The organism is Micromonospora rifamycinica, assembly GCF_900090265.1.
In the GTDB taxonomy this organism is placed as follows: Bacteria; Actinomycetota; Actinomycetes; order Mycobacteriales; family Micromonosporaceae; genus Micromonospora; species Micromonospora rifamycinica.
Window position 1 is genome coordinate 2,047,139 of sequence record NZ_LT607752.1, and the last position, 23,172, is coordinate 2,070,310.

Annotated in this window: 24 protein-coding genes; 12 read left to right on the forward strand and 12 right to left on the reverse strand. The window is 75.3% G+C overall.

The features are described 5' to 3' along the window. The first annotated feature begins 252 nt into the window (after positions 1-252). Both GA0070623_RS08230 and GA0070623_RS08235 read left to right on the forward strand, forming a co-directional pair. Entirely contained in the window at positions 253-690 is a 438-nt protein-coding gene (locus GA0070623_RS08230) for a hypothetical protein (protein WP_067308985.1), read from the forward strand. 93 nt (positions 691-783) lie between these two features. Then, complete coding sequence (locus tag GA0070623_RS08235; protein ID WP_067308988.1) at positions 784-1,818, forward strand: helix-turn-helix domain-containing protein; 1,035 nt, start codon at positions 784-786, stop codon at positions 1,816-1,818. A gap of 161 nt (positions 1,819-1,979) precedes the next feature. On the opposite strand, the gene GA0070623_RS08240 is transcribed toward GA0070623_RS08235, so the two are convergent. Genes GA0070623_RS08240 through GA0070623_RS08275 form a run of 8 tightly spaced genes read right to left on the reverse strand, consistent with a single transcriptional unit; the run spans position 1,980 to position 10,812 of the window. Next, the gene (locus GA0070623_RS08240) at positions 1,980-2,963 is read right to left on the reverse strand and encodes a DNA topoisomerase IB (RefSeq protein ID WP_067308992.1); all 984 of its coding nucleotides are present in this window, start codon (positions 2,961-2,963) and stop codon (positions 1,980-1,982) included. A gap of 1 nt (position 2,964) precedes the next feature. Beyond that, positions 2,965-3,894, reverse strand: a complete 930-nt coding sequence (locus GA0070623_RS08245; RefSeq protein ID WP_067308995.1) for a glycosyltransferase family 9 protein — start codon at positions 3,892-3,894, stop codon at positions 2,965-2,967. Next, positions 3,891-4,604, reverse strand: coding sequence for an SDR family oxidoreductase (locus GA0070623_RS08250; protein WP_067308998.1), 714 nt, complete (start codon positions 4,602-4,604; stop codon positions 3,891-3,893). Before GA0070623_RS08250 ends, GA0070623_RS08245 begins: the two co-directional genes overlap by 4 nt. Further along, complete coding sequence (locus GA0070623_RS08255) at positions 4,601-6,130, reverse strand: PfkB family carbohydrate kinase (RefSeq protein ID WP_067309002.1); 1,530 nt, start codon at positions 6,128-6,130, stop codon at positions 4,601-4,603. The genes GA0070623_RS08250 and GA0070623_RS08255 overlap by 4 nt, the downstream gene beginning before the upstream one ends. After that, entirely contained in the window at positions 6,127-6,960 is an 834-nt protein-coding gene (locus GA0070623_RS08260; RefSeq protein ID WP_089003965.1) for a D-sedoheptulose-7-phosphate isomerase, read from the reverse strand. The genes GA0070623_RS08255 and GA0070623_RS08260 overlap by 4 nt, the downstream gene beginning before the upstream one ends. After that, positions 6,960-8,177 (reverse strand): glycosyltransferase, encoded by a 1,218-nt coding sequence (locus GA0070623_RS08265; protein WP_067314006.1) that lies wholly within the window; start codon positions 8,175-8,177, stop codon positions 6,960-6,962. Before GA0070623_RS08265 ends, GA0070623_RS08260 begins: the two co-directional genes overlap by 1 nt. After that, entirely contained in the window at positions 8,162-9,136 is a 975-nt protein-coding gene (locus tag GA0070623_RS08270; protein WP_067314003.1) for a glycosyltransferase, read from the reverse strand. The genes GA0070623_RS08265 and GA0070623_RS08270 overlap by 16 nt, the downstream gene beginning before the upstream one ends. Further along, on the reverse strand, positions 9,133-10,812 hold the full coding sequence (locus tag GA0070623_RS08275) for an HAD-IIIA family hydrolase (RefSeq protein ID WP_231932718.1): 1,680 nt from the start codon (positions 10,810-10,812) through the stop codon (positions 9,133-9,135). The genes GA0070623_RS08270 and GA0070623_RS08275 overlap by 4 nt, the downstream gene beginning before the upstream one ends. 262 nt (positions 10,813-11,074) lie before the next feature. On the opposite strand from GA0070623_RS08275, the gene GA0070623_RS08280 reads away from it, so the two are divergent. After that, positions 11,075-11,515 carry an SRPBCC family protein gene (locus GA0070623_RS08280; protein WP_331715204.1) on the forward strand — a complete coding sequence of 147 codons (441 nt, stop codon included), beginning with the start codon at positions 11,075-11,077 and terminating at the stop codon, positions 11,513-11,515. A 90-nt stretch (positions 11,516-11,605) separates the two neighbouring features. Continuing rightward, positions 11,606-12,373: a polyprenol monophosphomannose synthase gene (locus GA0070623_RS08285; RefSeq protein ID WP_067313996.1), complete on the forward strand. Its 768-nt coding sequence runs from the start codon at positions 11,606-11,608 to the stop codon at positions 12,371-12,373. Between the two features lie 147 nt (positions 12,374-12,520). On the opposite strand, the gene GA0070623_RS08290 is transcribed toward GA0070623_RS08285, so the two are convergent. Continuing rightward, positions 12,521-14,125: a phytoene desaturase family protein gene (locus GA0070623_RS08290; protein ID WP_067313994.1), complete on the reverse strand. Its 1,605-nt coding sequence runs from the start codon at positions 14,123-14,125 to the stop codon at positions 12,521-12,523. A gap of 70 nt (positions 14,126-14,195) precedes the next feature. On the opposite strand from GA0070623_RS08290, the gene GA0070623_RS08295 reads away from it, so the two are divergent. Beyond that, positions 14,196-15,629: an aldehyde dehydrogenase family protein gene (locus GA0070623_RS08295; RefSeq protein WP_067314012.1), complete on the forward strand. Its 1,434-nt coding sequence runs from the start codon at positions 14,196-14,198 to the stop codon at positions 15,627-15,629. A gap of 84 nt (positions 15,630-15,713) precedes the next feature. Here GA0070623_RS08295 and GA0070623_RS08300 read toward each other — a convergent pair whose 3' ends face one another. Next, positions 15,714-16,115 (reverse strand): ChaB family protein, encoded by a 402-nt coding sequence (locus GA0070623_RS08300; RefSeq protein ID WP_067313991.1) that lies wholly within the window; start codon positions 16,113-16,115, stop codon positions 15,714-15,716. A gap of 171 nt (positions 16,116-16,286) precedes the next feature. Here GA0070623_RS08300 and GA0070623_RS08305 point away from each other — a divergent pair, with 171 nt between their 5' ends. From GA0070623_RS08305 to GA0070623_RS08320, 4 genes are all read left to right on the forward strand, one after another. Then, a complete protein-coding gene (locus GA0070623_RS08305; protein WP_067314011.1) occupies positions 16,287-17,270 on the forward strand; it encodes a YihY/virulence factor BrkB family protein in 984 nt (327 codons plus the stop codon). Between the two features lie 65 nt (positions 17,271-17,335). Further along, positions 17,336-17,752 carry a DUF2795 domain-containing protein gene (locus GA0070623_RS08310; protein ID WP_067313989.1) on the forward strand — a complete coding sequence of 139 codons (417 nt, stop codon included), beginning with the start codon at positions 17,336-17,338 and terminating at the stop codon, positions 17,750-17,752. A gap of 52 nt (positions 17,753-17,804) precedes the next feature. Next, positions 17,805-18,266 carry an SRPBCC family protein gene (locus tag GA0070623_RS08315; protein WP_067313987.1) on the forward strand — a complete coding sequence of 154 codons (462 nt, stop codon included), beginning with the start codon at positions 17,805-17,807 and terminating at the stop codon, positions 18,264-18,266. Between the two features lie 250 nt (positions 18,267-18,516). After that, positions 18,517-18,780 carry a hypothetical protein gene (locus tag GA0070623_RS08320; protein WP_067314010.1) on the forward strand — a complete coding sequence of 88 codons (264 nt, stop codon included), beginning with the start codon at positions 18,517-18,519 and terminating at the stop codon, positions 18,778-18,780. A 151-nt stretch (positions 18,781-18,931) separates the two neighbouring features. Here the strand turns inward: GA0070623_RS08320 and GA0070623_RS08325 are convergent, their stop codons facing one another. Further along, positions 18,932-20,152, reverse strand: coding sequence for an MFS transporter (locus GA0070623_RS08325; protein WP_084261319.1), 1,221 nt, complete (start codon positions 20,150-20,152; stop codon positions 18,932-18,934). 161 nt (positions 20,153-20,313) lie between these two features. Between GA0070623_RS08325 and GA0070623_RS08330 the strand changes: the two genes are divergently transcribed. Further along, the gene (locus tag GA0070623_RS08330; protein ID WP_067308773.1) at positions 20,314-20,526 is read left to right on the forward strand and encodes a hypothetical protein; all 213 of its coding nucleotides are present in this window, start codon (positions 20,314-20,316) and stop codon (positions 20,524-20,526) included. Positions 20,527-20,545: 19 nt separating this feature from the next. On the opposite strand, the gene GA0070623_RS08335 is transcribed toward GA0070623_RS08330, so the two are convergent. Continuing rightward, entirely contained in the window at positions 20,546-21,379 is an 834-nt protein-coding gene (locus GA0070623_RS08335) for a hypothetical protein (RefSeq protein ID WP_157517543.1), read from the reverse strand. Positions 21,380-21,550: 171 nt separating this feature from the next. Here GA0070623_RS08335 and GA0070623_RS08340 point away from each other — a divergent pair, with 171 nt between their 5' ends. Together GA0070623_RS08340 and GA0070623_RS08345 are read left to right on the forward strand one after the other, a co-directional pair. Continuing rightward, positions 21,551-22,468 carry a hypothetical protein gene (locus GA0070623_RS08340; protein ID WP_157517544.1) on the forward strand — a complete coding sequence of 306 codons (918 nt, stop codon included), beginning with the start codon at positions 21,551-21,553 and terminating at the stop codon, positions 22,466-22,468. A 307-nt stretch (positions 22,469-22,775) separates the two neighbouring features. Then, the gene (locus tag GA0070623_RS08345; RefSeq protein ID WP_067308783.1) at positions 22,776-23,141 is read left to right on the forward strand and encodes a DUF6401 family natural product biosynthesis protein; all 366 of its coding nucleotides are present in this window, start codon (positions 22,776-22,778) and stop codon (positions 23,139-23,141) included. Positions 23,142-23,172: the final 31 nt, after the last annotated feature.

Here is a 23,172-nt window from a genome sequence, read left to right on the forward strand (position 1 = left end):
GCGTCGATGAAGGGGCGGATCGCACCTATCAGGTCGGCCGCGTCCAGGAGCCGGTGCACGTCAGATCGTGGGACACGCCGCGCACCTCGGCCGCCCCTCTCGCCCCGACCGCCGTACCGTCAGGCGGTGACGGCCGGATCACGGCCGGACCTCACCGGCATCCACCCACCCCGATGTTCGGGACCGGTCGGTTCTCCTGTCCAGACTCGGCGGTCGCCCTCCGACGTTCGCTCAACTCGATAGCATGCCCGCATGTACGCGCTCTACGCCTGGGGAAACTTCATCGGCGAGGTCGGACTCGACCGGCGGCCGGCCTGGCTCGACCCGACCGTACTCCGCGGCGAACGACAGGTCGTCGACGAGAGCCTGATGATCGGCGACACCGACACGCTCCTGGTCGACGGCGCCGGCACGCTCTTCGAGATCGACGACGACGACAAGAATCTCGTGCCCGGTAGTGCACTCATCGGCCGCGACCTCAGCGGTGTCACCTGGCGGGTCTCCCGCATCCGGGTAGCCACCGACGGCACCCGCGAGGACGCCCTGCGCATCGTCGCGGCCATCGAGGAGGACGGCGACTTCTCCGAAGAACACGAGCGGCACGAGTACAACTCGGTCCCGGTCGGCGAGGTCGTCACCCTCTGGGAAGACGATCACGGACAGTGGACGATGGCCCTGGTCGAACTCTGAGACAGCCCGTGTCCGTCCGGGCCGACCGGTGCCGGGCGCATGGCCCCTTCGTCCAGAATGGAGCGGTAGTGCCCGCCGACGGGGAGGCCGGACATGGTGCACCGCACAGTCATCGACACGCAGCGACTACCGCCGGCGGAACGGTTCGGGATGTGGCTCGACCTGGTGGCCCGCACCTCGACGCCGCTGCGGATCCGCTCCGACCACCAGCACGACTTCCGGGCCAGCGCCGAGATCATCGACCTGGGTCCGGTCCGGTTGCTGCGCTACCGCTACCCGTCGCTGGAGGCGGTCCGTACCGCGAAGCTGGTCCGCCGCTCCGAGGTGGACTACCACCTGCTCGCCCTCACCCTCAACGGCACCGGCGTCGTCGGGCAGGCCGGCCGGCAGAGCCGGCTGGACGCCGGGGAGTTCACCTTCTACGACGGCTCGCGCCCGCACGAGGTCAGCCACTTCGGTGAGGAGGGCGACCAGCGGTACGCCGCCTCCGTGGTCGCCCTGATCCCGTACGGCGCGCTGCCGGTCCCGCCGGAACGGCTCAGTCCGCTGCTGGCGGGCCGGATGTCGGCCAGCGAAGGGCTGGGCGCGCTGGTCGCCCAGTACCTGACCCGGATCACCGCGTTTCCGGAGCAGTACCGACAGGCCGACGCCGAGCGCCTCGGCGGGGTGGCACTCGACCTGATCTCCACCATGCTCGGCCGGCACCTGGTCGCCGAGGACGACGTGCCCCGCGAGGTACGCCGTCGGGCGCTGCTCGCCCAGGTGCGCGACCACGTCCAGCGACGGCTGGGGGACGCCGGCCTGACCCCGGGCTCGATCGCCGAGGCGCACCACGTCTCGGTCCGGAGCCTGCACCGGCTCTTCGAACAGGAGCAGACCACCGTCGCCTCCTACATCCGTGAGCTGCGCCTGGCGCGGTGCCGGCGGGACCTGGCCGATCCGGCGCTGGCGCACCGACCGGTCCAGGCCATCGCCACCCGCTGGGGATTCCGGGACAAGGCGCACTTCAGCCGGGTCTTCCGCGCCGCCCATCAGCTGACACCCCAGGAGTACCGGACGCTCCACCTCCAACAGGCACGGATGGTCAACAACCCGGCGTCCGGAGTCAACCCGGGCTCGCCATACTGACGGTGGGCCGAGGGTCACCCGACCGGACGGCCCGACGGCAACGGGGGACCGCGGCGTGGCGTCCGTGACCCAACCTCACGGGCGGCCCGCCCCGGTGCCGTCCCCGGAACCGGGGCGCGGGTGGCCCGCCCCGGTGCCCCGACCGCCCGGCGGGCGGGCGCTCAGGCCTCCGCCAACAGCTCCAGCACCGCTCGTTCGACCTGCTCACGGGGGGCTTCAGGGTGCACCGGCAGCAGCACACCGTCGTGGTAGAGGTCGACCACCCGGGGATCCACGTAGGACGTCCGGGCCACCGTGGGTGTGTTGCCGAGCAGTTCGGCCACCGCCCGCATCACCCCGGCCACCGCACGGCGACGGGCCGTGGCGGAACGCTGCGTCCCCACGGTGGCCAGTTCGGTGGCGGCCCGTACGGTGGCGTGCCAGGTCCGGAAGTCCTTGGCGGTCATCTCGCCGCCGCTGGCGTCCCGCAGGTAGCCGTTCACCTCGTCGCTGCGCACGTCCCGCCAGGCCCGGCCGTCCCAGTAGCCGAAGAGCCGCTCCTCGGCCCGCCGCCGCCGACGCAGGTTGGTCAGTACCCGGCACAGCTCCGGGTCCTCGATCCGACGGACCTGCTCGACGCCGCCCTTGGCGGGGAACTCGAAGACCACGCAGCCGCCCCGGGACCGGGCGTGCTCCGGGCGCAGGGTGGAGACGCCGAAGGTGGCGTCCTCCCCGACCGCATACTGCTCGTTGCCGACCCGGAACGCGCCCATGTCGAGCAGCCGGGCGACGGTGGCGAGCACCCGGTCCCGGTTCAGCCCCCGGCCGGTGAGGTCGCCGGCGATGCGCTCGCGCAGGGCCGGCAGCCGTCGGGCCACCTCCAGCACGTGGTCGAACTTCGCCTCGTCCCGCTTGCGCCGCCACTGCGGGTGGTAGAGGTACTGCCGGCGACCGGCCGCGTCGGTCCCGGTGGCCAGGATGTGCCCGTTCGGGTACGGCGCGATCCAGACGTCGGCCCAGGCGGGCGGGATCACCAGCTCGCCCAGCCAACCCAGCACCTCCGGATCCCGCACGGGCGTACCGTGCCGGTCCAGGAAGGTCCAGCCCTTGCCGCGTCGGCGACGCCCGTACCCCGCCCGACCCGGATCACTGCGCCGTAGTCGCACCTCAGACCCGTACCGTTTCCTCGACCTCGTCCACGGCGGCCAGCACCCGGTCGACCGGGAGCGCCGCCCATCCCGACGCTGTTGCTACCCCGGACGAACCACCGCAGTCCTCCCCCGACGCCCAGAGCGCGCGGTGCCACGGCCGGTCCGGTGGCGGCCCCCAGCGGGCCGGCGGGACCGGGCCGAAGATCAGCACCGACGGGGTGCGGTAGGCGGTGGCGAGGTGGCCGACCCCGGTGTCCCCGCTGACCACCAGTCGGGCGGCGGCCACCAGCGCGGCCAGCTCACCCAGGTCGGTCCGCCCGGCCAGCACCGCCGACGCGGGCAGCCCCGCCCCGGCCGCCACCCGGGCGGCCAGCTCCCGCTCGCCGGTCGAGCCGGTCACCACCACCCGGTGCCCCCGCCCGGCCAGCCGCCCGGCCAGCGTGGCGAACCGGTCCGCCGGCCACCGCTTCGCCTCGACCTTGCTGCCCGGATGCACCACTGTCACCCCCGCCGGCATCCGCCCCGACGCCGGCCGCCGCAACGCCAGGTCGGTGCGGTCCGCCGGGATGCCGTACCAGTCGAGCAGCCGGCACCAGCGGTCCACCTCGTGCTCGTCGTCGCGCCAGTCGGGGCCGTCGAGGTGCCCGGCCGGCGGGCACCTGAAGGCCAGCAGCCGGCCCGCGCCGGCCAGCGTCCGGTGCGACTGCGGCCCCCGCCCGTGCAGGTTGACCGCCAGCTCCGGCGGCGGACCGGGCCAGGGCGGCGGGCCGGGGCCGTCGGTGGCCAGCAGCCGGTCGACGCCGCCGACCAGCCCCACCAGCGGCCCCAGCCAGGCCGGCGCGGCCAGCACCAACTCCTCGTCGGGGTAACCGGCCCGCACGGCACGCAGGGCGGGCACCGCGGTGGCCAGATCCCCCACGCCGAGCGCCCGCAACACCAGGATCACGGGTAGGAGGTCTCCTGTTCGGCACAGACCACCAGCTCCCGTACCGCACAGCCGGGTGGTTGGGACAGCGCGAACATGACCGCGGCGGCGGTGTCGGCCGGATCGTTGAGCTTGGCGTCCGGACCCGGCCGGTACTGGGGGTCGCGGTCGTCGAAGAAGGCGGTCCGCATCCCGCCGGGGACCAGCAGGGTCACCCCGACGCTGCCGGCCAGCTCGGCGGCGAGCGACCGGGTGAAGCCGACCACCCCGAACTTCGCCGCACAGTACGCGGTGGCGTCACCGACGGCCTTGACGCCCAGGGTGGAGGCGACCGTGACGACGTTGCCCCGGGACGTCTCCAGGTAGGGCAGCGCGGCCCGGACCACCGCCACCGTGGCGAGCAGGTCCACCGTGACGATCCGCTCCCAGGTCTCGCGGGGCACGTCGGCCAGCCGGCCCGGCACGTCCATGCCGGCGGCGGTCACCACCGCGTCCAACCCGCCGGAGCGCCCGGCCAGCTCCCGGGTGGCCTCCTCGGCGGCCCGGGTGTCGGCCAGGTCGCACTCGACCCACGGCACCCCGTCGCCGGGAGGTTGCCGGTCGAGCACCAGCGGTCGCCCGCCGGCCCGGGTGACGGCGGTTACCACCGCCGCGCCGAGCCCGCTCGACCCGCCGGTGACCAGGACGGTCCGGCCTGCGCCGGACGGACTGCTGTTGCTGCTGCTGCTCATCGTGCCCCCTCCGCTGTCGGATCGGCCGTACCCGCCGACGAGCCGGCCGACGTGACCGGACCCGCCGTCGCGCGGGCCGGTCCCGGTGGCGGGCCACCGGTCGGCGCGGGGCTCCGGCGGCCACCACGGGCCGCGGCGATCATGTCGGTGGTGGAGCGCCCGTCCAGGTACGGCACCACCACGCTGTCCCCGCCCCACCGGCGGAGCAGGTCGGCCTCGGGCAGGCCGGGTGCCTCGCCGACGCCGGTGGCGTAGTCCCCACCCTTGACCCAGACGTCGGGTCGCAGCCAGCCCAACGCCGCGTGCGGGGTGGACTCGTCGAAGACCACCACCGCGTCGACGCAGCTCAGCGCGGCGAGCAGCCGGGCCCGGTCGCCCTGCGGGGTCACCGGCCGGTCCGGACCCTTCAGCGCGGTGACGCTCGCGTCGGAGTTCAGGCAGACCACCAGGCAGTCGCCGAGTTGCCGGGCGGCCTGGAGGGTCGCCACGTGTCCGGCGTGCAGCAGGTCGAAGCAGCCGCCGGTGGCCACCACCGTCCCGCCGGCCGCCCGTACCTCGGCCACCACCGCACCGGCGGCGGCGGCCCCGATCCGCTCGCCACCGCCGACCAGCACCGGCGGGCAGGCGCGCACCGGCACCGGCAGGGCGGCGGCCACTCCCCCGTCCGCCACGTACGCCGACGCCGCGCCGACCGCCGCCTGGACCGCCTCGGAGACCACCGCGCCCCCGGCCAGCGCCAGCCCGGCCGCCGAGGCGAACCGGTCCCCCGCCCCACAGGTGTCCCCCTGCGCGGAGACCGGCGCGGAGACCATCAACGGGGTCGCCCCCGCGGAACAGAGCAACGCGCCGTCGCCGCCGAGGGTGACCACCACCGCGCCGGCCCGCCAGCGGTCCCGCAGCCCCTGCGCGGCCCGCGCGGCGACCGCCAGCCGGGATCCGCCCGGCGGCACCTTGGCCAGCTCCCGGGCCTCCGACTCGTTCGGCGTCACCAACTGCACCCCGGGTACGGCCACCGGGCCGCGCGGATGCGGATCCCAGACCACCGGCGCGACGGTCGCGGCCAGCGCCGCCCGCACCGCCGGCTGCCGGGCCACTCCCCGCCCGTAGTCGCTGACCACCACCGCCGACGCCCCGGCGATCAGCCGGAGCACCGCGTCGCCGGGTGGCCCGGGTTCCCCCGCCGCGCCACCCCGGTCGTGGCGCAGCAGCACCCGCCCGTGTGCCCGCAGCCGGATCTTCTCCGGGGTGGCACCGCTCAACGGCAGGGCGTACACCTGCACGCCGGCGGCGGTGAGCAGCGAGCTGAGCCGGGCCGCCCCGGCGTCGTCGGCGAGCGCGGTCACCAGCGCCACCTCGGTGCCCCCGGCGGCGGCGAAGACCGCGGCCAGACCGGCCCCGCCGGGCCGGTCGGTGGACGCCGTCTCGTCCAGCACCGGCACCGGCGAGTCGGGGCAGAGCCGGTTCACCACCCCCTCGACGTCCCGGTCCAGCAGGGTGTCGCCGATGACCACCAGGGGACCTCTCACGCCGCTCCTCCCCGTCGCCCGTCGGTCGTCGGGTCCACCCCGTCGACCACCACCTCCACCCCGGTCCGCACCGGCGGGCCGTCGGCCGGCACCACGGACCGGTCGGCCACCGGCGGGCCGTCCGCCGGCACCACCGACCCGTCGGCCACCGGCCGGCCGGGGGCGTCGACCGGTGCCTGCGCCGCTCCGCCACCGCGGCCGGCGGCGACGGCGGCCGCCTGCCCGGCCAGGGCGGCCAGCGCGGTGGGCAGCGCCCGGTCGACGTACTCGCAGAGCACGTGCGTGGAGACCAGGTGCAGTTCCTGCACCACCTGGCTGTCCGGACAGGCGACGGCGAGCGCCTCGTGGCAGGCCCCGGCCAGCGGATTCGGCGCGGGACCGGTGAACGCCCAGCAGCGCAGCCCGGCCTCCCGGGCGGCGGCCACGGCGGCGAGCAGGTTGCCACTGGCCCCGCTGGTGGACATCAGCAGCAGGACGTCACCCGGCCGGCCGTGGGCGCGCACCTGGCGGGCGAAGACCTCGTCGTAGCCGTAGTCGTTGCCGATCGCGGTCAACGCCGAGGTCTCGGCGTGCAGGGCGATCGCCGACAGCGGTTGCCGGTCGTCGCGCAGCCGGCCGACCAGTTCGGCGGTGAGGTGCTGGGCCTCGGCGGCGCTGCCCCCGTTGCCGGCGACCAGCAACCGGCCACCACCGACCAGGATTCCGGCCAGGTCGGTGCCCCACCGGGCCAGCAGCGGCTCCGCCGTGCGGTACGACAGCAGCGCCTCGGTCAGCAGGTCGAGGTGCGCGCCCAGCAGCCCGGCCCGCGCCGCCCGGTTCGACGTCGTCATCAGGCGACCACCCGACTCGGCCGATGCACGGCGGCGACCTCGGCGTACACCTCGGTCATCCGGTCGGCGGCCGTGGCCCACGAGTAGTTGCGGCGGGCCCGCTGCAACGCGGCGGTGGCGTAGCCGAACCGACGGATCCGGTCGTCGAGCAGGCCGGCCAGCGCGGCGCCCAGGGCCTGCGGGTCGCGGGCCGGGACCAGGTCACCGGTCACCCCGTCGACCACGGTGTCCCGGATCCCGCCGACCGCCGTGCCGACGACCGGCACGCCACAGGCCATCGCCTCCAGCGGGGTCAGCCCGAACGGCTCGTACCAGGGGGCGGCGACCAGCACGTCGGCCGACCGGTACCAGCGGCCCATCTCCTCCCGGGGCACCGCCCCGACCAGCCGGACCCGGTCGGCGACCCCGCAGGTGCCGGCGAGCGCCCGCAGCCGCCGGGCGTACGGGTCGGTCTCCAGCAGCCCGGCGGGTGGACCGCCCACCACCAGGCACTCGGCGTCGGGCACCAGGGCCATCGCCCGGATCACCGTCTGGAATCCCTTGCGCTCCACCAGCCGACCGACGGTGAGCACCCGGGGCCGGTCGGCGTCCCGCTCGACGGCGGGGCCGAGCGGGGCGAAGGTGTCGAGGTTCACCCCGGACGGCACGACGGTCATCCGGGACCGGGGGACGCCGAGCCGGACCAGCTCCCCCACCTCGTCGCGGCACTGGGCGACGACCCGGTCGACCGAGCGGCCCAGCTCCCGTTCGTAGCCGATCCGGCGGGCCGGGCTGGTGTCCTGCACCCCCTGGTGGCGCTTCTTGACCGTGCCCAGCGCGTGGTAGGTCTGCACCACCGGCACCCCGTTGCGCCGGCCGGCGGCCAGCGCGGCCAGCCCGCTCATCCAGAAGTGCGCGTGCACCACCTCGGGCGTCCAGTCCCCACCCCGCCAACGGGCGGTGAGCCAGTGGCTGAACTCCGTCATGTGCGGCAGCAGGTCGTCCTTGGCGACCGGTTCGGCCGGCCCGGCGGGCACGTGCACCACCTCGTACCCGTCGGGGGCGCGGACGGCGACCGGCAGGTCGACCGCGTCACGCCGGGTGTAGACCCGGACGTCGTGCCCGGCCGCCACCAGCGCGGCGGAGAGCTCCGCGACGTGGGTGTTCTGCCCACCGGCGTCCGCACCGCCCAGCACGGCGAGCGGACTGGCGTGCTCGGAGATCATCGCGACGCGCATACTTCCTCCTCCAGCAGGCGGTCCCAGTCGGCGAGGAAACGGTCCAGTCCGTAGCGGTCCAGGGCGGCGGCACGCGCCGCCGCGCCGGCCCGGCGGGCCTCGGCGGGGTCGGCGACGAGGCGGGCGGCGGCGGCCAGCAGGGTGTCGACCCGGGTGGCGAGCGCCCCAGCCCCGGGCGGCACCGCCTCCACGGCCTCGGTGCTGGCCAGTGCGACCACGGGCATGCCGATCGTCATCGCCTCGATCAGGCTCAACCCCAGCGACGTCCACCGGCACAGGTGCAGGTAGGCCCGCCGTCGGGCCAGCTCCGCGTGCATCCGGTGCTGGGGGACGTCCTCGTGGCTGGTCAGCCGGTCGGCCGGCAGGCCCAGGTGGTCGGCGAGTCCGGCCACCCGCATGCCGAACACGTCCAGCGGGGCGATCTCGGCGAACCGGGCGAGCAGGTCGGTGCCGGTGACCCGCCCCCGGCGGACCGGCTCGTTGATCACCACGGCGAGCCGGTCGAGTTCACCGGTCCAGGTCACGGTGGGTGGCACCACGCCGTGCTCGACCACGCCGGTACGGGTGGTGCCGTTGTCCCAGAACAGTTCGTTGAAGTGGGTCACGTGGGTGAGCAGCAGGTCGTCCCGGTCGGCCATCGGGTGCCGGGTGTTCGGCACGTCGCCCTTCGGGGTGTTGTGCTCGACGTAGATCGCCGGCACCGCCCGGCCCACCGGCCGCCCGAGCCACTCGCACGCCAGGTCGAACTCCTCGGGGCGTTGCAGCAGCACCACGTCGACGGTCTCCCCGCCCAGTTGCCGCGGGGTCACCTCGACGGCGCTGTCCGGCCACGGGTAGGTGCGCGCCCGGCCCAGCCCGTACGGTCCCCGGTCCGGGGTGACCGGGACCAGGTAGCGGTGCCGGCCGTGCACGAACGACGTGGTCCACGAGCCGTGCACGTGCCAGAGCAGGATGTTCATCGGGTCCTCCCGCGCCCGGCGCTGACCGGCGTCACCCCGCCGCGCGGCACTCCGCCCGCACCGGCCGGCGACCCGGCCCGCACCGTCGACGGCGGCACGACGGGGACGCCCAGCAGGCGTACCGCGTCGAGGACCCGGCCCGGCTCGACGGCCGCCAGGCAGGGGTGGCCGGGAACCGGGCAGACCGTGGCCCGGCTGTCCCGGCAGGGCGCGGCGGCGTCGCCGAGCCGGACCGTCGGCACCCGGTACGGCCCCCACTGTCCGTACCGGACGGTCGGGGCGAACAGGCTGACCACCGGTACGCCCAGCGCGGCGGCCAGGTGGGCCGGGCCGGTGTTGCCGACCACCAGCGCGCCGGCCCCGGCGAGCACGGCGGCCAGCTCGGCCAGGCCGGTCCGGCCGCCCAGGTCGATGCCGGTGTCACCGGCCACCCGGGCGGTCAGCGCGGTCTCCCCGGGTCCGCCGGTGACCGCCACCCGGTGCCCGGCGGCGGTGAGCGTCCGGACGATCCGGGCGGCCAGCTCGGGCGGGACGGCCCGGCTCGGCACCGCCGAACCGGGATGCAGCACCAGGTAGCCGGGGCCGCCGAGCCCGGCCGGGGCGGCCGGCACCCGGTCGGTGCGTACCCGCAGCCGGGGGTCGTCGCCGTCGGGCAACGCGAAGCCGGCGGCGGCGGCCAGCGACAGCGCCCGTTCCGGCTCGGGCAGCCCGTCGGGTGTCCGGTGCCGGACGTCGAGCAGGGAACCGGGGTAGTCGTCGCTGATCGCGCTGACCCGCGGCGTGCCGGCCAGCCGCAGCAGCAGCGCCAACGGCAGGGGCGACTGGTGGAAGGAGGTGAAGACGACCGCCTCGTCGGCGCGGACGGCGCGCAGCCGTTCGACGAGCCGGCCGATGTCCCGTGGGTCGACCGGGGCGGGTGCGCCGTCGATCCAGGGCAGCGGCCACTCGACGATCTCGTCGACGCCGGGCAGCAGAGCGGCGGCGTCGCGGCCCCGGGGGCCGCAGAGCAGCACGACCCGCTCGGCGTTCGCGGCGACGGCGCGGACGGCCGGGCCGGTGACCAGGACGTCCCCGGCGGAGTCGCTGCGGGCCACCAGCACGGTGCCGGTCCGCCGCGGCGACGGGCCGGTGGCCAGGGTGGCCCGGTGCAGGATCAGCTCCACGGCGGCGGTCAGGTCGACGGCCACCTGCCCGGCGGCGGCCACCTCGGCGGCCCGGGTGGTCGGGGTGGGCACCAGCACCCCGCTCGCGCCGGCCGCCTCGGCGGCGGCCACGTCGGCGCCGATGTCGCCGACCAGCACACAGCGGTCGGCGCTGGTGCCGAGCGCCCGCGCGGCGGCGTGCACCATGCCCGGGGCCGGTTTGCGGCAGGCGCAGCCGGCCCGTTCGTCGTGCGGGCAGCACTGCCAGGTGTCGAAGGGGCCGAGCAGCTCCTCGACCCGGGCGTTGACGGCCCGCAGCTGCGCGGCGGTGAACAGCCCCCGGGCCAGCCCCGACTGGTTGGAGACCACCCCGAGCCGCAGGCCGGCGGCGCGCAGCCGGTCCAGCGCCGCCCGGACCCCGGGCAGCGGCCGGACCTTGTCGGGGTCGCCGTTGTAGGGCACGTCCTCGACCAGGGTTCCGTCACGGTCGAGCAGCACCGCGTCGAACAGCGCGGAGCGGCCCCGGCCGGGCACCGGGTCAACCCGGCCTGACCTGCGCTGATACGGCTCCGCGTCCCGTCGCACGGCCGGCGGGTTCCCGGGGCCCCGGGGAGTAAACCTGGCCCTACCGGCCGGTACGCCGGGCCGCCGCGGGTCCACCACGTCACCCGTCGCCGCCGGCCGGTCGCGCACCCGTCACCGTCAGGCAGCGTTACCCGTCGGCCCGGAGCGGCTAACCCGTCGGGTTAGCCGGTGCCGCCCCGGGTACTGCTCAGCGGTGGCGATAGTGGAGAAAGTGATCGATGCACCCCCGCAGCAGGTCTTCGACGTGCTGGCCGACGGCTGGACGTACAGCGACTGGGTGGTCGGCACGGTGCACGTGCGGGACGTCGACGCGCAGTGGCCCCGGGTGGGCACCCGGCTGCACCACCGGGCCGGGCCGTGGCCGTTCTCCCTGGAGGACGCCTCCACGGTGCTGGTCTGCGAGCCGCCGCACCGGCTGGTGCTGCGGGCCGGGTTGTGGCCGGCCGGCGAGGCGATCGTGGTGTTCACCCTGACCCCGGAGGGCGACGGCGCGACCCGGGTACGGATCGGCGAGGACTTCGCCGCCGGCCCGCTGCGCTGGTTCCGCACCAGGCTCAACGACCTGGTGCTGCACCAGCGCAACCGGGAGACCCTGCGCCGGCTCGCCGACATCGCCACCCGGCAGAAGGCCGACGAGCGCGCCGAACGGTGACCCGGACGCCCGCGGGTGCCACGGCGGGCTCCCGGCCGGGCTTTGGCTACCCTGTGGGGGAATGCCGTCCGCCGACTGAGGATGTCCGAAATGATCGAACCCGTGGAGCTGCCGTCACCGTGGCGGGACGCACGCCTGACCGTCGTGGTCCCCACCTACAACGAGGCGGGCAACCTCCCGGTGCTGGTCGACCGCTTGCTGGCCCTTCCGCTGCCCGGCCTGAAGGTGCTCGTCGCCGACGACAACTCGCCCGACGGCACCGGTGAGGTGGCCGACAAGCTGGCCCTGGAGCACCCGGACCGGGTGCAGGTGGTGCACCGGGCCGGCAAGGAAGGCCTGGGTCGGGCGTACGTGGACGGCATCGGCCGGGCACTGGACGGCGGCGCGGAGTACGTGGCGCAGATGGACGCCGACCTGTCGCACCCGCCGGAGGCGCTGCCCGGGATGCTCGGCGCGTTGCTCTCCACCCAGGCCGGCGTGGTGATCGGCTCCCGCTACGTGCCCGGCGGCCAGCTCGACGAGGCGTGGCCGCTCTACCGCCGCGCGCTCAGCGGCTGGGCCAACCTCTACGTGCACACCCTGCTGCGGGTTCGGATCCGGGACCTGACCGCCGGCTTCAAGATCTGGCAGGCCGACGCGCTGCGCGACATCGACCTGAACCGGGTGCAGTCGAACGGCTACAGCTTCCAGGTGGAGATGCACTATCTGGCCACCAAGCTGGGGCACACCATCCTGGAGGTGCCGATCCGGTTCGAGGAGCGCCGCGACGGCGCGTCCAAGATGACCACCGCGACCAAGGTGGAGAGTGCGCTGATGCCGTTCAAGCTGCGCACCCGGCACCGCAACCTGGACTCCTGATCCGCCGGTGCCGGCCCGGTCTCCGTGACCCGGGCCGGCACTCGCGGCGGACCCGGCCGGCTGGTGGGAGCCGCAGGGCGACCCCCGCCCGAGCACCGCCGGCTGCCCCGGCCCGAGCACCGCCGCTGCTACCGGCCGGAGCGCGGGTCAGCGGTAGACCGACCGGTGCACGGCGTCGATCAGCCCCGCGTACAGGCCGCCGGTGACGGCGCGGTCGCGGGCCAGGGCCGCCCGGGCGGCGTTCGCCCCGGGCGCGCCGTGCACCCCGCCGCCGGGGTGCGCCGAGGCGCTGGCCAGGTAGAGCCGGTCGACCGGGGTGTCGGCCCGGCCCAGGCCGGGGATCGGGCGCAGGAACAGCTGCTGGTACGCCGCGGCGGTGCCGCCGCCCAACGCCCCACCGACCAGGCTCGGGTCGCCCTTCTCCAACTCGGCCGGCCCGGCCACGTGCCGACCGACGATCCGGCTGCGGAAACCCGGGGCGGCGGCCTCCAGCACGTCCTCCATCCGTTCCACCTGCCGGGCGATGTCCTCGGCCCGCCAGTCCCGCCGGAACGGCAGGTGGGTGTACGCCCACAGCGATTCGGTGCCGGCCGGCGAGTGCGTCGGGTCGGCGGTGGTCATCTGCCCGACCAGCAGGAACGGCGACGCCGGGATCTCGCCCCGGGCCAGCGCGGCGGAGTACGTGGTGAGCCCGTCGAGATCGGCGCCCAGGTGTACGGTGCCCGCGCCGGCCACCGCCGGGTTGGTCCACGGTACCGGGGCGGACAGCGCCCAGTCGACCTTGAGGGTGGAGCCGTCCCACCGGAAGTGGGCCAGGTCCTCCACCAGCCGGGGCGGCAGCAGCGCCGCACCCACCAGGTCCAGGTAGAGGGCGGGGGCGGGCACGTCGGCGAGCACCGCCCGGCGGGCCCGGAAGGTCGCCCCGCCGACGGTGCGGACCCCCATCGCCCGGCCCCGGGCGGTGAGCACCCGGTCGACCCGCGCCCGGTAGGTGATCCGGCCACCCCGTGCGGTGAGCCGGGCGACCAGCGCGTCGGTGATCCGCTGCGCGCCGCCCACCGGCACCGGCCAGCCGACCTGCTGCCCCAGCATGGCCAGCAGCCAGCCGTACACGCCGGAGCCGGCCTCCTCGGGGGACAGGTCGGTGTGCAGGGCGCAGCCGGCCAGCAGCGCCGGTCCGCCCTCGCCGGTGAACAGCTCCGCGCCGAGTTTGCGGACCGGCAGCACCAGTCGGCGGCCCAGCCGCAGCGCGCCACCGACCCGCAGCCGGCGCAGCAGGCCCACCCCGCCGCGGACCGGGGGGAACGGGGTGGTGATCGCGTCGAGCATCGGCCCGGACACCTGCGCCCAGTCGGCGTACGCGTGCCGCCAGCGGTCGCCGTCGCCGGGGGCGAACTCCTCCAGCGAGGCGGCGGTCCGGTCGAGGTCCCGGTTGATCACGGCGGCCCGGCCGTCGGGCAGCAGGTGGGCCAGCACGTCGGGGGCGTGCGTCCAGTCCAGCCCGTACCGGGGCAGGTCGAGACCGCCGAGCACCGGGGAGGCGTATCCGAGGGGGTAGAAGGAGCTGTAGAGGTCGCTGAGGTAGCCGGGGGCGGTGACCTCGGCGGAGCGGACCGCCCCGCCGGGCGCGGCGGTCGCCTCCAGCACCAGGACGTCCCAGCCGGCGTCGGCGAGCAGGTTGGCGGCCACCAGGCCGTTGTGTCCGGCGCCGATGACGACGGCGTCCGTGGTGTCCGTGCCGGGCGGGATCATCGGATCCGGCTACCCGGCCGGCAACCGGGCGAAACGCGTTTGCTTCGCCGGGATCCGGGCATCCCGCCGCATGTACCGGGTGGAGCAACTCATCGGTGGGGTATGGGGTGCCGGCGGCACGGGCGGCGAGCTGACCGTCCACGATCCGGCCGACGGCAGCCCGGTCGGCACGGTGCCGGTGGCGACGGCCGACGAGGTGGCCAAGGCGGTCGGGGCGGCCCGTGAGGTGGCGGACGCGTGGGCGGCCACCCCGGCCGCGCAGCGGGCGCAGCTGCTGCACGAGGCGGCGGACGCGGTGGCGGCGTCGGCCCACGAGCTGGCCGCCGCGACGACGGCGGAGATGGGCAAGCCGCTGGGCGACGCCCGGGGCGGGGTGGCGGCCGGTGTCGGCACCCTGCGCCAGTACGCCGAACTGGCCCCGGTGCGTGGCGGCCGGACGCTGCACGGCGACGCCGACGCGCTCGATTTCATGACGCCGCAGCCGCGCGGGGTGGTCGCCGCGATCACCCCGTGGAACGACCCGGTGGCGGTCTCCTGCGGCCTGCTCGGCGCGGCCCTGGTCACCGGCAACGTGGTGCTGTACAAGCCGAGCGAGCGCACCCCGGTCACCGGCTGGCTGCTGGCCCGGCTCCTCGACGGGGCGCTCCCGGCGGGGGTGCTCTCCCTGCTGACCGGGGGCGCGGAGGTGGGTGCGGCGCTGGCCGCACAGCCGGTGGACGTGGTCGCGCACGTCGGGTCCACGGCGACCGGCCGGACGATCGCGGCGGCCTGCGCCCGCACCGGGGCCAAGGCGCTGCTGGAGAACGGTGGCAGCGACCCGCTGGTGGTCGACGCCGGGGTGGATCCGGGCTGGGCGGCGGCCCAGGCGGCCCAGGGCGCGTTCGCCAACGCCGGGCAGCTCTGCGTGGCGGTCGAGCGGATCTACGCGCACCGGGACGTCGCCGAGGACTTCCTCGACGCGCTGGTGCAGCGGGCCGGGGCGCTGGTCGTCGGGCCGGGGCGCGACCCGGCCACCGAGCTGGGTCCGTTGGTCGACCGGCGGCACCGCGACCGGGTGCACGGCCAGGTCACGGCGGCGGTGGCGCAGGGGGCGACGCTGCGCGTCGGCGGGGTGCTGCCGGAGGGGCCGGGGGCGTTCTATCCGGCGACGGTGGTCGCCGACTGCCGCCAGGAGATGCCCCTGGTCCGGGAGGAGACGTTCGGCCCGGTGGCGGCGGTGGTGACGGTGGACTCGTTCAGCGAGGCGCTGCGGTGCGCCGCCGACTCGCCGTACGGGCTGGCCGCGACGGTGCTGACCGGATCGATGAGCCACGCCCAGCGGGCCTGGCGGGAGCTGCCGGTGGGCACCGTGAAGGTCAACGCGGTGTTCGGGGGCGCCCCGGGCGGTGCCGCGCAGCCGCGTCGGGGCAGCGGCCAGGGCTTCGGGTACGGCCCGGAGCTGCTGGACGAGTTCAGCACGGTCAAGGCGGTGCACCTGGAGGCACCGGGCGGCGGCCACTGGTGAGCCGGGGCGACCCCCGGGTGGTGACCGGGGCCGCCCCGCAACGGAGCGGCCCCGGTCTGCGGCCCGGGTTCCGCGTACCCCCGGTCAGTCGCCGCGGGCCTTGCGGGTGGCCCGGTCGTTGGCCTTCTCGATCGCCTTGACCAGTTCCGGCTTGCTCATCCGGCTACGGCCGGGCACGTCCAACTTCTTCGCCACCTGCATCAGGTGGTCCTTGGTGGCGTTGGCGTCCACGCCGCCGGCGGTGGGTGCCCGCCGGGACGGGCCGCCGCCGGCCGCCTGCCGGTCGCTGGGGCCCTTGCGGCCCTTCGGCTCCCAGTGGTCGCCGACCTTCTCGAAACCGTGCTTGACGGCGGCGAAGGCGGCGCGGTGCGCCCGCTCCCCCTCACCGTAGGTCTCGACCGCCGAGTCGTGCGTCTTCGCCCAGGTGCGTTGCGCCTTCTCCGGGGAGCGTCGCAGCGTGCTGGGCAGTACCTCGCGTCCGGGCATCTCGTCCTCCTCCGCACCGATTGTCGGGCTGCCTGACTGCACGGTTCCCTGCGCCCGCACCGGCAAACACCGGCGTCGGGTTTGTCGATTTCGGCCGTCGGGTACCGCCCGGCCCAGACGCGCGCCGGACGTCGGGTCCGCCGGGGTCGTCGGGTGGACGAGGAGCCGAGCATGGCAGCGACGACGGATCCGGCCCCGGTCGCCGGTGACGGGCCGGGGGTCCGGGTGCCCCGCCGGATACGTCAGTTGAGCTGGAGCACCTGGCGGGGCGTGCTGCTCCGCAGCGGGCAGGGTTTCGTCAAGGACAACTGCGCCGACTGGGCGGCGGCGCTGACCTACTACGGGGTGCTCGCCCTCTTTCCGTCCACGGTCGTGGTGGTGGCCCTGGTCGGTCTGGTCTCGGACGGCGAACGGACCGTGGACACGGTGCTGGACCTGGCCCGGGACATCGGGGCCGGTTCGGTGGTCGGCAACGAGGGTTTCGTCTCGGTGGTACGCACCGTGGTCGAACAGCAGAGCGGGACGAAGGTGCTGCTCAGCTTCGGGTTGGCGGGCGCGCTGTGGTCGGCGTCCGGGTTCATCGGCGCGTTCACCCGGGCCTCGAACGCGATCTACGGGGTCGAGGAGGGCCGCCCGTTCTACCGGCTGCGCCCGTTGCAGATCGGGATGGCCGCGCTGTCGCTGCTGCTGCTGGCGGTGGTGGCGCTGGGTCTGATCGTCAGCGGCCCGGTCACCGACGCGGTGGGCGACCTGGTGGGTGCGGGCGGACTGGCCCGGACGGCGTGGAGCGTCGTGAAGTGGCCGGTACTGGCCCTGGTGATGATGGCGCTGTTGTCGCTGATGTTCTGGATCGCGCCGAACGTCCGGCAGCCCCGGTTCCGCTGGCTCACCCCGGGCGGGGCGGTGGCCCTGCTCTCCTGGATCGTCGTCTCCTTCGGCTTCGGGCTCTACGTGGCCAACTTCGGCTCGTACGACGTCACCTACGGCAGTCTGGGCGCGGTGATCGCCTTCCTGGTGTGGCTGTACCTGTCCAACTCGGCGCTCATGTTCGGGGTGCAGATCAACGCGGAGTTGCAGCGGGGGCGGCAGCTACAGGCGGGCCGGGAGGACCCGGGTCAGCCGGTGCTGCCACCGAAGGCCACCGCCGGTTCGTGACCGGTTGCCGGGTCCGGTGTCCGGTTCGGCGTTTCCCCGGGTCGGCTGCGGGTAGCACACCAGACATGGACCGTGGCAGCAGCAAGCACGCACCGAGGGTCGACGACCAGATGAGCCAGGAGGTCAGCGGCCTCGTCCAGGGGCCGGGCACCGGGGGCTCACGGGTCGAGGAGTTCCGGGAGGCGGAGCCGGCCGGCGAGGACCAGCCGGGTGCCACCACGGCCCCGGCGGGCGACCTGCGGACCGGCACCCCGCAGGGGATGACCTCGGAGGACGTCGAGGCACGCAGCCGGCTGGGTCGGTTCATCACGATGGCGGCCCTGCCCGGGGACCGGCTGGCGCTGATCGCCAACGCCCGGGAGAACGACGCCCCCGACGACCTGGTGGCCGCCCTGGAGCGGCTGCCGGAGGACACCCGGTACCAGACGATTTCCGAGGTGTGGGCCGCACTCGGGCACCGCAACGAGACGACGCGCTGGTGACCGGATCGGCCCACGATCCGGACGAACACCAGCGGGCAGAGGAGGATGTGGCATGAGCGGCGTTATCGAGCACGTGGACGTGTCCGTACCGGTACGGACGGCCTACGACCAGTGGACCCAGTTCGAGGAGTTCCCGCACTTCATGGAGGGGGTCCAGGAGGTCCGGCAGTTGTCGGAGACGATGACCCACTGGACGGTGGAGATCGCCGGGGTCAAGCGCGAGTTCGACGCCGAGATCACCGAGCAGCTGCCCGACGAGCGGGTGGCCTGGAAGTCGACCGGCGGCACCCAGCAGGCCGGCGTGGTGACGTTCCACCGCCTCGACGAGAGCAACACCCGGGTCACCCTCCAGATGGACTTCGAGCCGCACGGCGTGGTCGAGCAGGCGGGCGACAAGTTGGGCGTGGTCGACCGCCGGGCCAAGGGTGACCTGGAGCGTTTCAAGCAGTTCATCGAGCGTCGCGGTCAGGAGACCGGGGCGTGGCGCGGGTCGGTCGACCGCCCGCAGCCCTGATCCCCACCCGCACACCGACCCGGATCCGACCGGATTCCGGTAGATCCACCGACGGCCGCCGGCTCCCCCGGCGGCCGTCAGCGTTTCCCGGCAGTCGTCAGCGTCTCCCGCAAGCCGTCAGCGTCTCCCGCTGCCGTCGACGGTCCCGGCGCCCGTCGACGCCGCCGGTTGCGGCGGCGCGGTGCCGGAATCGGCGGCGCGGCCGGCGAACCGGCCGTTTGCGATCATCGGGTCCGGGTACCGCGATGACATGACGGACGACGACGGCAGGATCTGGCGGGACGAGCGGAAGACGCCGCTGGAGGAGCTGGACCGGGCCATCGCCCGGTCCACCATCGACGGGCAGGCCGACGACGCGACCGGCAACGACGCGGGCGAGGAGGCCGCCTTCGGGCACGGTCCCGAGCCGGTGGACCGGGGAGCCGGCCCGGCGGCCGAGCGGCGGGAGATGACCGACACCGAGCGCGCCTACCGCCCCTCCACGACCGGGCGGACCGGCCCCGACACGATGTGACCCCGGCGTCGCGTGCCGACCGCCGCACGGCCCCGGCGGCAGGCGGCAGGCGGCAGGCGGCAGGCGGCAGGCGGCAGGCGGCAGGCGGCAGGCGGCAGGCGGCAGGCGGCCGACCGTGGATCAGCCGGCGGGCGACGGGACGGCGGGCGGGTCAGACCGGGAGCGACGGGACGGTGCGGCGGTTGGCCGCCGCGTGCGCCGCCAGCAGCGCCACCGCCAGGACCGTCAGCGCCGGCCCGAGCAGCCGCGACGAGGTGACGCCGAGCAGCACCCCGAGCCCTCCCGGGATGAGGGCCGCCCCGAGCCCGGCGGCACCGATCTGCACACCGATCACCCGGTCGGCGTGCTCCCGGCCGACCCGCTCGGCGGTGCTGAGGGTGAGCAGCGGGAACACCGGCGCGGCGGCGAAGCCGAGGATCAGCAGACCGGCCACCGTCACCGCGCCCGGGGCGGGCAGCGCGATCAGCGCCGCCCCGGCCGCCATCCCCAGCAGGCTGCCCCGCAGCACCCGCGCGGTGCCGAGCCGCTCGGCGACCAGCCCCTGCACCACCCGGCCCACGAAGAGGCTGCCCCAGTAGCCGGAGACGCACACCCCGGCGGTCACGTCGGGCAGCCCTCGCCCCTCGGTGAGCAGCAGGAACGAGTAGAGCCCGGCGGACACCTCGATGGACACGTAGACGGCGAAGGCGAGCGCGCCGAACCACACGGCGGGCAGCCGCAGCGTCTCCCGGATCCGGACCGCGGCCTGCACCGGTTCTCCCGGCCGGGCGGCGGGGTCGTCCCCGGAGGCCGGGACCGCCGACCCGCCCGTGCGGTCCCGCCAGGCCCGGACGGTGAGCGCGAACGCGGTGGCCAGGGCGAGCTGGGCGGCGGCGGTGACCCCGTACGCCCAGCGCCAACCCGCGCCGGTGGTCAGCATCGCGGTCATCACCAGCGGACCGATCGCCACGCCGAGGCCGAAGAAGGCGTGGATCCAGTTCATGTGCCGGGGGCCGAACGCACCGGCGGCGTAGGCGTTGAGACCGGAGTCGACAGCCCCCGAACCGAGGCCGAGCACCAGCGCGCAGCAGATCAGCACGGTGAGGGTCGGCGCGGAGGCGTACCCGGTCAGGGCCAGGCTGGCCAGCAGGGTGCTGCCGGCGAGCAGCCGGCCCACGCCGAGCCGGGCGAGGGTGAACCCGGCGAGCACGCTGGAGGTGAGGTACCCGATCGTGCCGGTGGTGAGGATCAGGCCGACCGCTCCGGTCGGTACGCCGAGTTCGGCGCTGATCGAGGGCCAGCCGACCCCGAGCAGACCGTCGGGCAGGCCGAGGCTGACGAAGGCGAGGTAGGCGAGTACGAGCAGTGAGGTGCGGGGCGGGGCGACGGACACAACAGCTCATCCTGCCGCATCATCGCTAACAGGTCGAGGTGACGGTCACCTCCCCCGAATCGGCACAATGGGACGTCCTGACGGGCGGGAAGCCGGACAGGACGTCCAGAATCCACCGCTCGGCTGACCGCAATCCGAAGCGGTCGCGCAAGACTTTCGGGATGCAACAGGGCTCCGGTTTCCTCACCCCTCGTCAGCGCCGCCTGGCTTGGCTCGGCTTCCTGCTCGCCGCCGTCCAGGCTCCGGTCGCCGCCAGGTTCGCCTCCGACGACTCGTGGTTGTTCAGCCTCTGCGTCGCGCTCATGGTGGCCACCGTGATCATCGCCGACGACGCCGGCCGTCGCCGCCCGGCCGACGCCGCCTCCACGGACTGACCCGGCCGGCGTCACCTGTTCACGGGGTGGGGCCGGGGAACTCCCGCTGCGGGCAACTGAGCGGCCGGGCCGGGTCGACCCGGTGCAGGGCGTACCCGATGCCCTGGGTCGGCACGTGCGTGCTCGGCGGCCGGTCGCCGAGCTGGACCAGCGCGTGCCAACCGGTGCGCTGCGCGGTATAGAGCGTGCAGCCGTCGAGGACCTGGGTATGCTGCCGGGCCGCGACGGTGGCCCGGCTCTGCACGAAGGTCGCCGGATCGGCCGGGTCGCTCTCCGCCAGCAGCAGCGAGGAGGCGGCGGTCGTGGTGTTGGCCCAGAACGACTCCCCCGCCGTCAGGTGGAGGTCGGCGACGGTCACCACATCGTGGTCGACCAGGCTGGAGAAGGCCAGGTCGGGGTCGGCGGCTCCGGTGGTGCCGGAGTGGGTCACCGGCGGCAGGGTGAGCGTCGTGGTGTCGGTGCGCTGCTGCACCCAGTACGGGCCGGGCGTGTACGCGTTGACCGAGGCGGTGTATCCGCCGAACGGCCGGTGTCCGGCGGTGGAGTCGACCACCACGAAGTCGGTCCGTCCGACGCCCAACCAGCTCGTGGCCAGGGTGACGCCACCGGCGTCCCGCAGGGTCAGGTCCCAGTCGGCGGTCGCGGCGGGCTGCACGGCGACCACCGACCAGCGCCGTTGGTAGGTGCGGTAGGTGTAGTCCTGCGCGGTGCGGGCGACCAGCACGTCGCCGTCGCCGAGCGCGGTGCCGGCGACCGCCGCCCCGGCATGCGGCAGCGGCGCGGCGAGCGCCACCACGACGGCGCCGGCAAGGCGCACGCCCCACCACCGGCGAACGGTACGAGAGATTGCCATCGGCGGGATTCCTTCCAGGCGGGACCTGGACTGTAGCGACGACAGGCCGTCCCGGGGACGGTCGCGCACTGTCGGATATCGGCCCCGCCACGCCGGGCGTGCCTGTGCGACCTTGTCGTCATGCCGTCCGGATCTGCACACCGCCGGCCCGACCGCCGAGGAGCGCCCACCATGACCAGACGACCGACGGTGTGGCTGTGGCTGCCGACCCTGCTGGCGGTCGTGCTGTCCGCCCCGGCACCGGCCTCGGCCGCCCCGGCCGGCGGTGAACGCGACGCCCGGGACCGGGCCGTCACCCGCAGCGCCGCGCAGCAGGCGTCCTGGTCCACCGGCACGGTCGCCGCCGGTGCCAGCCAGGGCTGGGTGTGGAACAACGCCAACCCGCTCGACGCCGCATACCAGGTGGGCTTCTCCCCGACCGGGGCCGGGTGCGAGTTCGAGGTGACCCGGAGCTGGTACTCCCGGCAGCCCGGCGGCGAGCGGCGCTTCCACTTCGTGGTGCGCAACAGCGGTACGACCGGCTGCGCGGCCACCGTCCTGCTGTCCTGGCTGACCCCGACCCACACCTGGTCGACCGGCGCGTTGGCACCCGGGGCCAGCGGCAACTACGGCTGGGTGGAGCAGATCGCCCCCACGGTGTCGTACCTGCTGGGGCTGACGCCGACCGGGGCCACCGCGACCGCCCCCTGCCAGCTGGAGGTCACCCGCAGCTGGTACCGGCAGGAACCGGACGGGGTACGGAAGTTCTACTTCGTGCTCCGCAACGTCGGCACGGTCACCTGCTCCGGGCAGTTCCAGCTCGCCCAGACCGGCCCGTCGGCCTCGTGGTCCACCGGCACCCTGGCCGTCGGTGCCTCGGCGAGCTGGACCTGGAACAACGCCAATCCGCTGAACACGGTCTACCTGCCCGGGTTGTCCCCGACGGGGGCCGCCGGCGGCACCGCCTGCCAGTTGGAGGTGACCCGCAGCCGGTACGTCCAGCGGATCAACCCGGACGGCACCGCCCAGCGGCAGTACCTCCTGACCGTCGGCAACGTCGGCCAACTGCCCTGCGCGGGCACCGTCCTGCTCGGGTCGCTGACCCCCTGAGCGCGGCCGGTGCCCGCCCACGCCGACCCGTGGCCGGGTGCCGCCCGACCGGCTGCGGGGTCCGGGGGCCGGGTGTCCGGTGCCGGCCCGCGCCGACCCGGCCGCCCGTCCGGTCCACGCCCGGGTGGCGGGGTCGTCCCGATGGTGCCCGCCCCGGCCGCGAAGGCTTCCGCTGCGTGCGGATGCCGCTCTGTCCGTCGGGGACCGGGTCGGTCCACCCGGTGGAGGTCGGTCGGCCGGAGGGGGCGTCGGTACCGGCCGAGCGACCGACTCCGCGCCGGTTACCCGGTGGTTAACCTCGGTCCCCATGCGAGTGCCGTACCCCCAGGTCGCGACCCGGACCGCCGTGAGCGCGGCGCGCTCCCGGCTGGCCCTGCTCACCGCCTCGGTCGGCGCTCCCGGCCTCGCCGCAGCGGCGGCCCGGCCGGGCCTGCTCGCGCTGGTCGACCAGCACGCCGCGGCGGTCCGGGACAGCCTCGACGGTGACCGCCGGCCGCTGACCGTGGCGGCCCTGGCCGGCTACGCCGAAGGGATCCACGACACCGCCCGCGCCCACGGCCTGCTGCCCGTCGGCGCGGCCGACTTCACCGCCCCCGACTGGGCACTGACCCGCCTGGTCGCGGTCTGCCTGCTGGCCCGCACCCTCGACCCCCGGCACCTCGCCACGACCTGAGCCGCCGGGCCGGATCCGCCCGGCCCGAGCG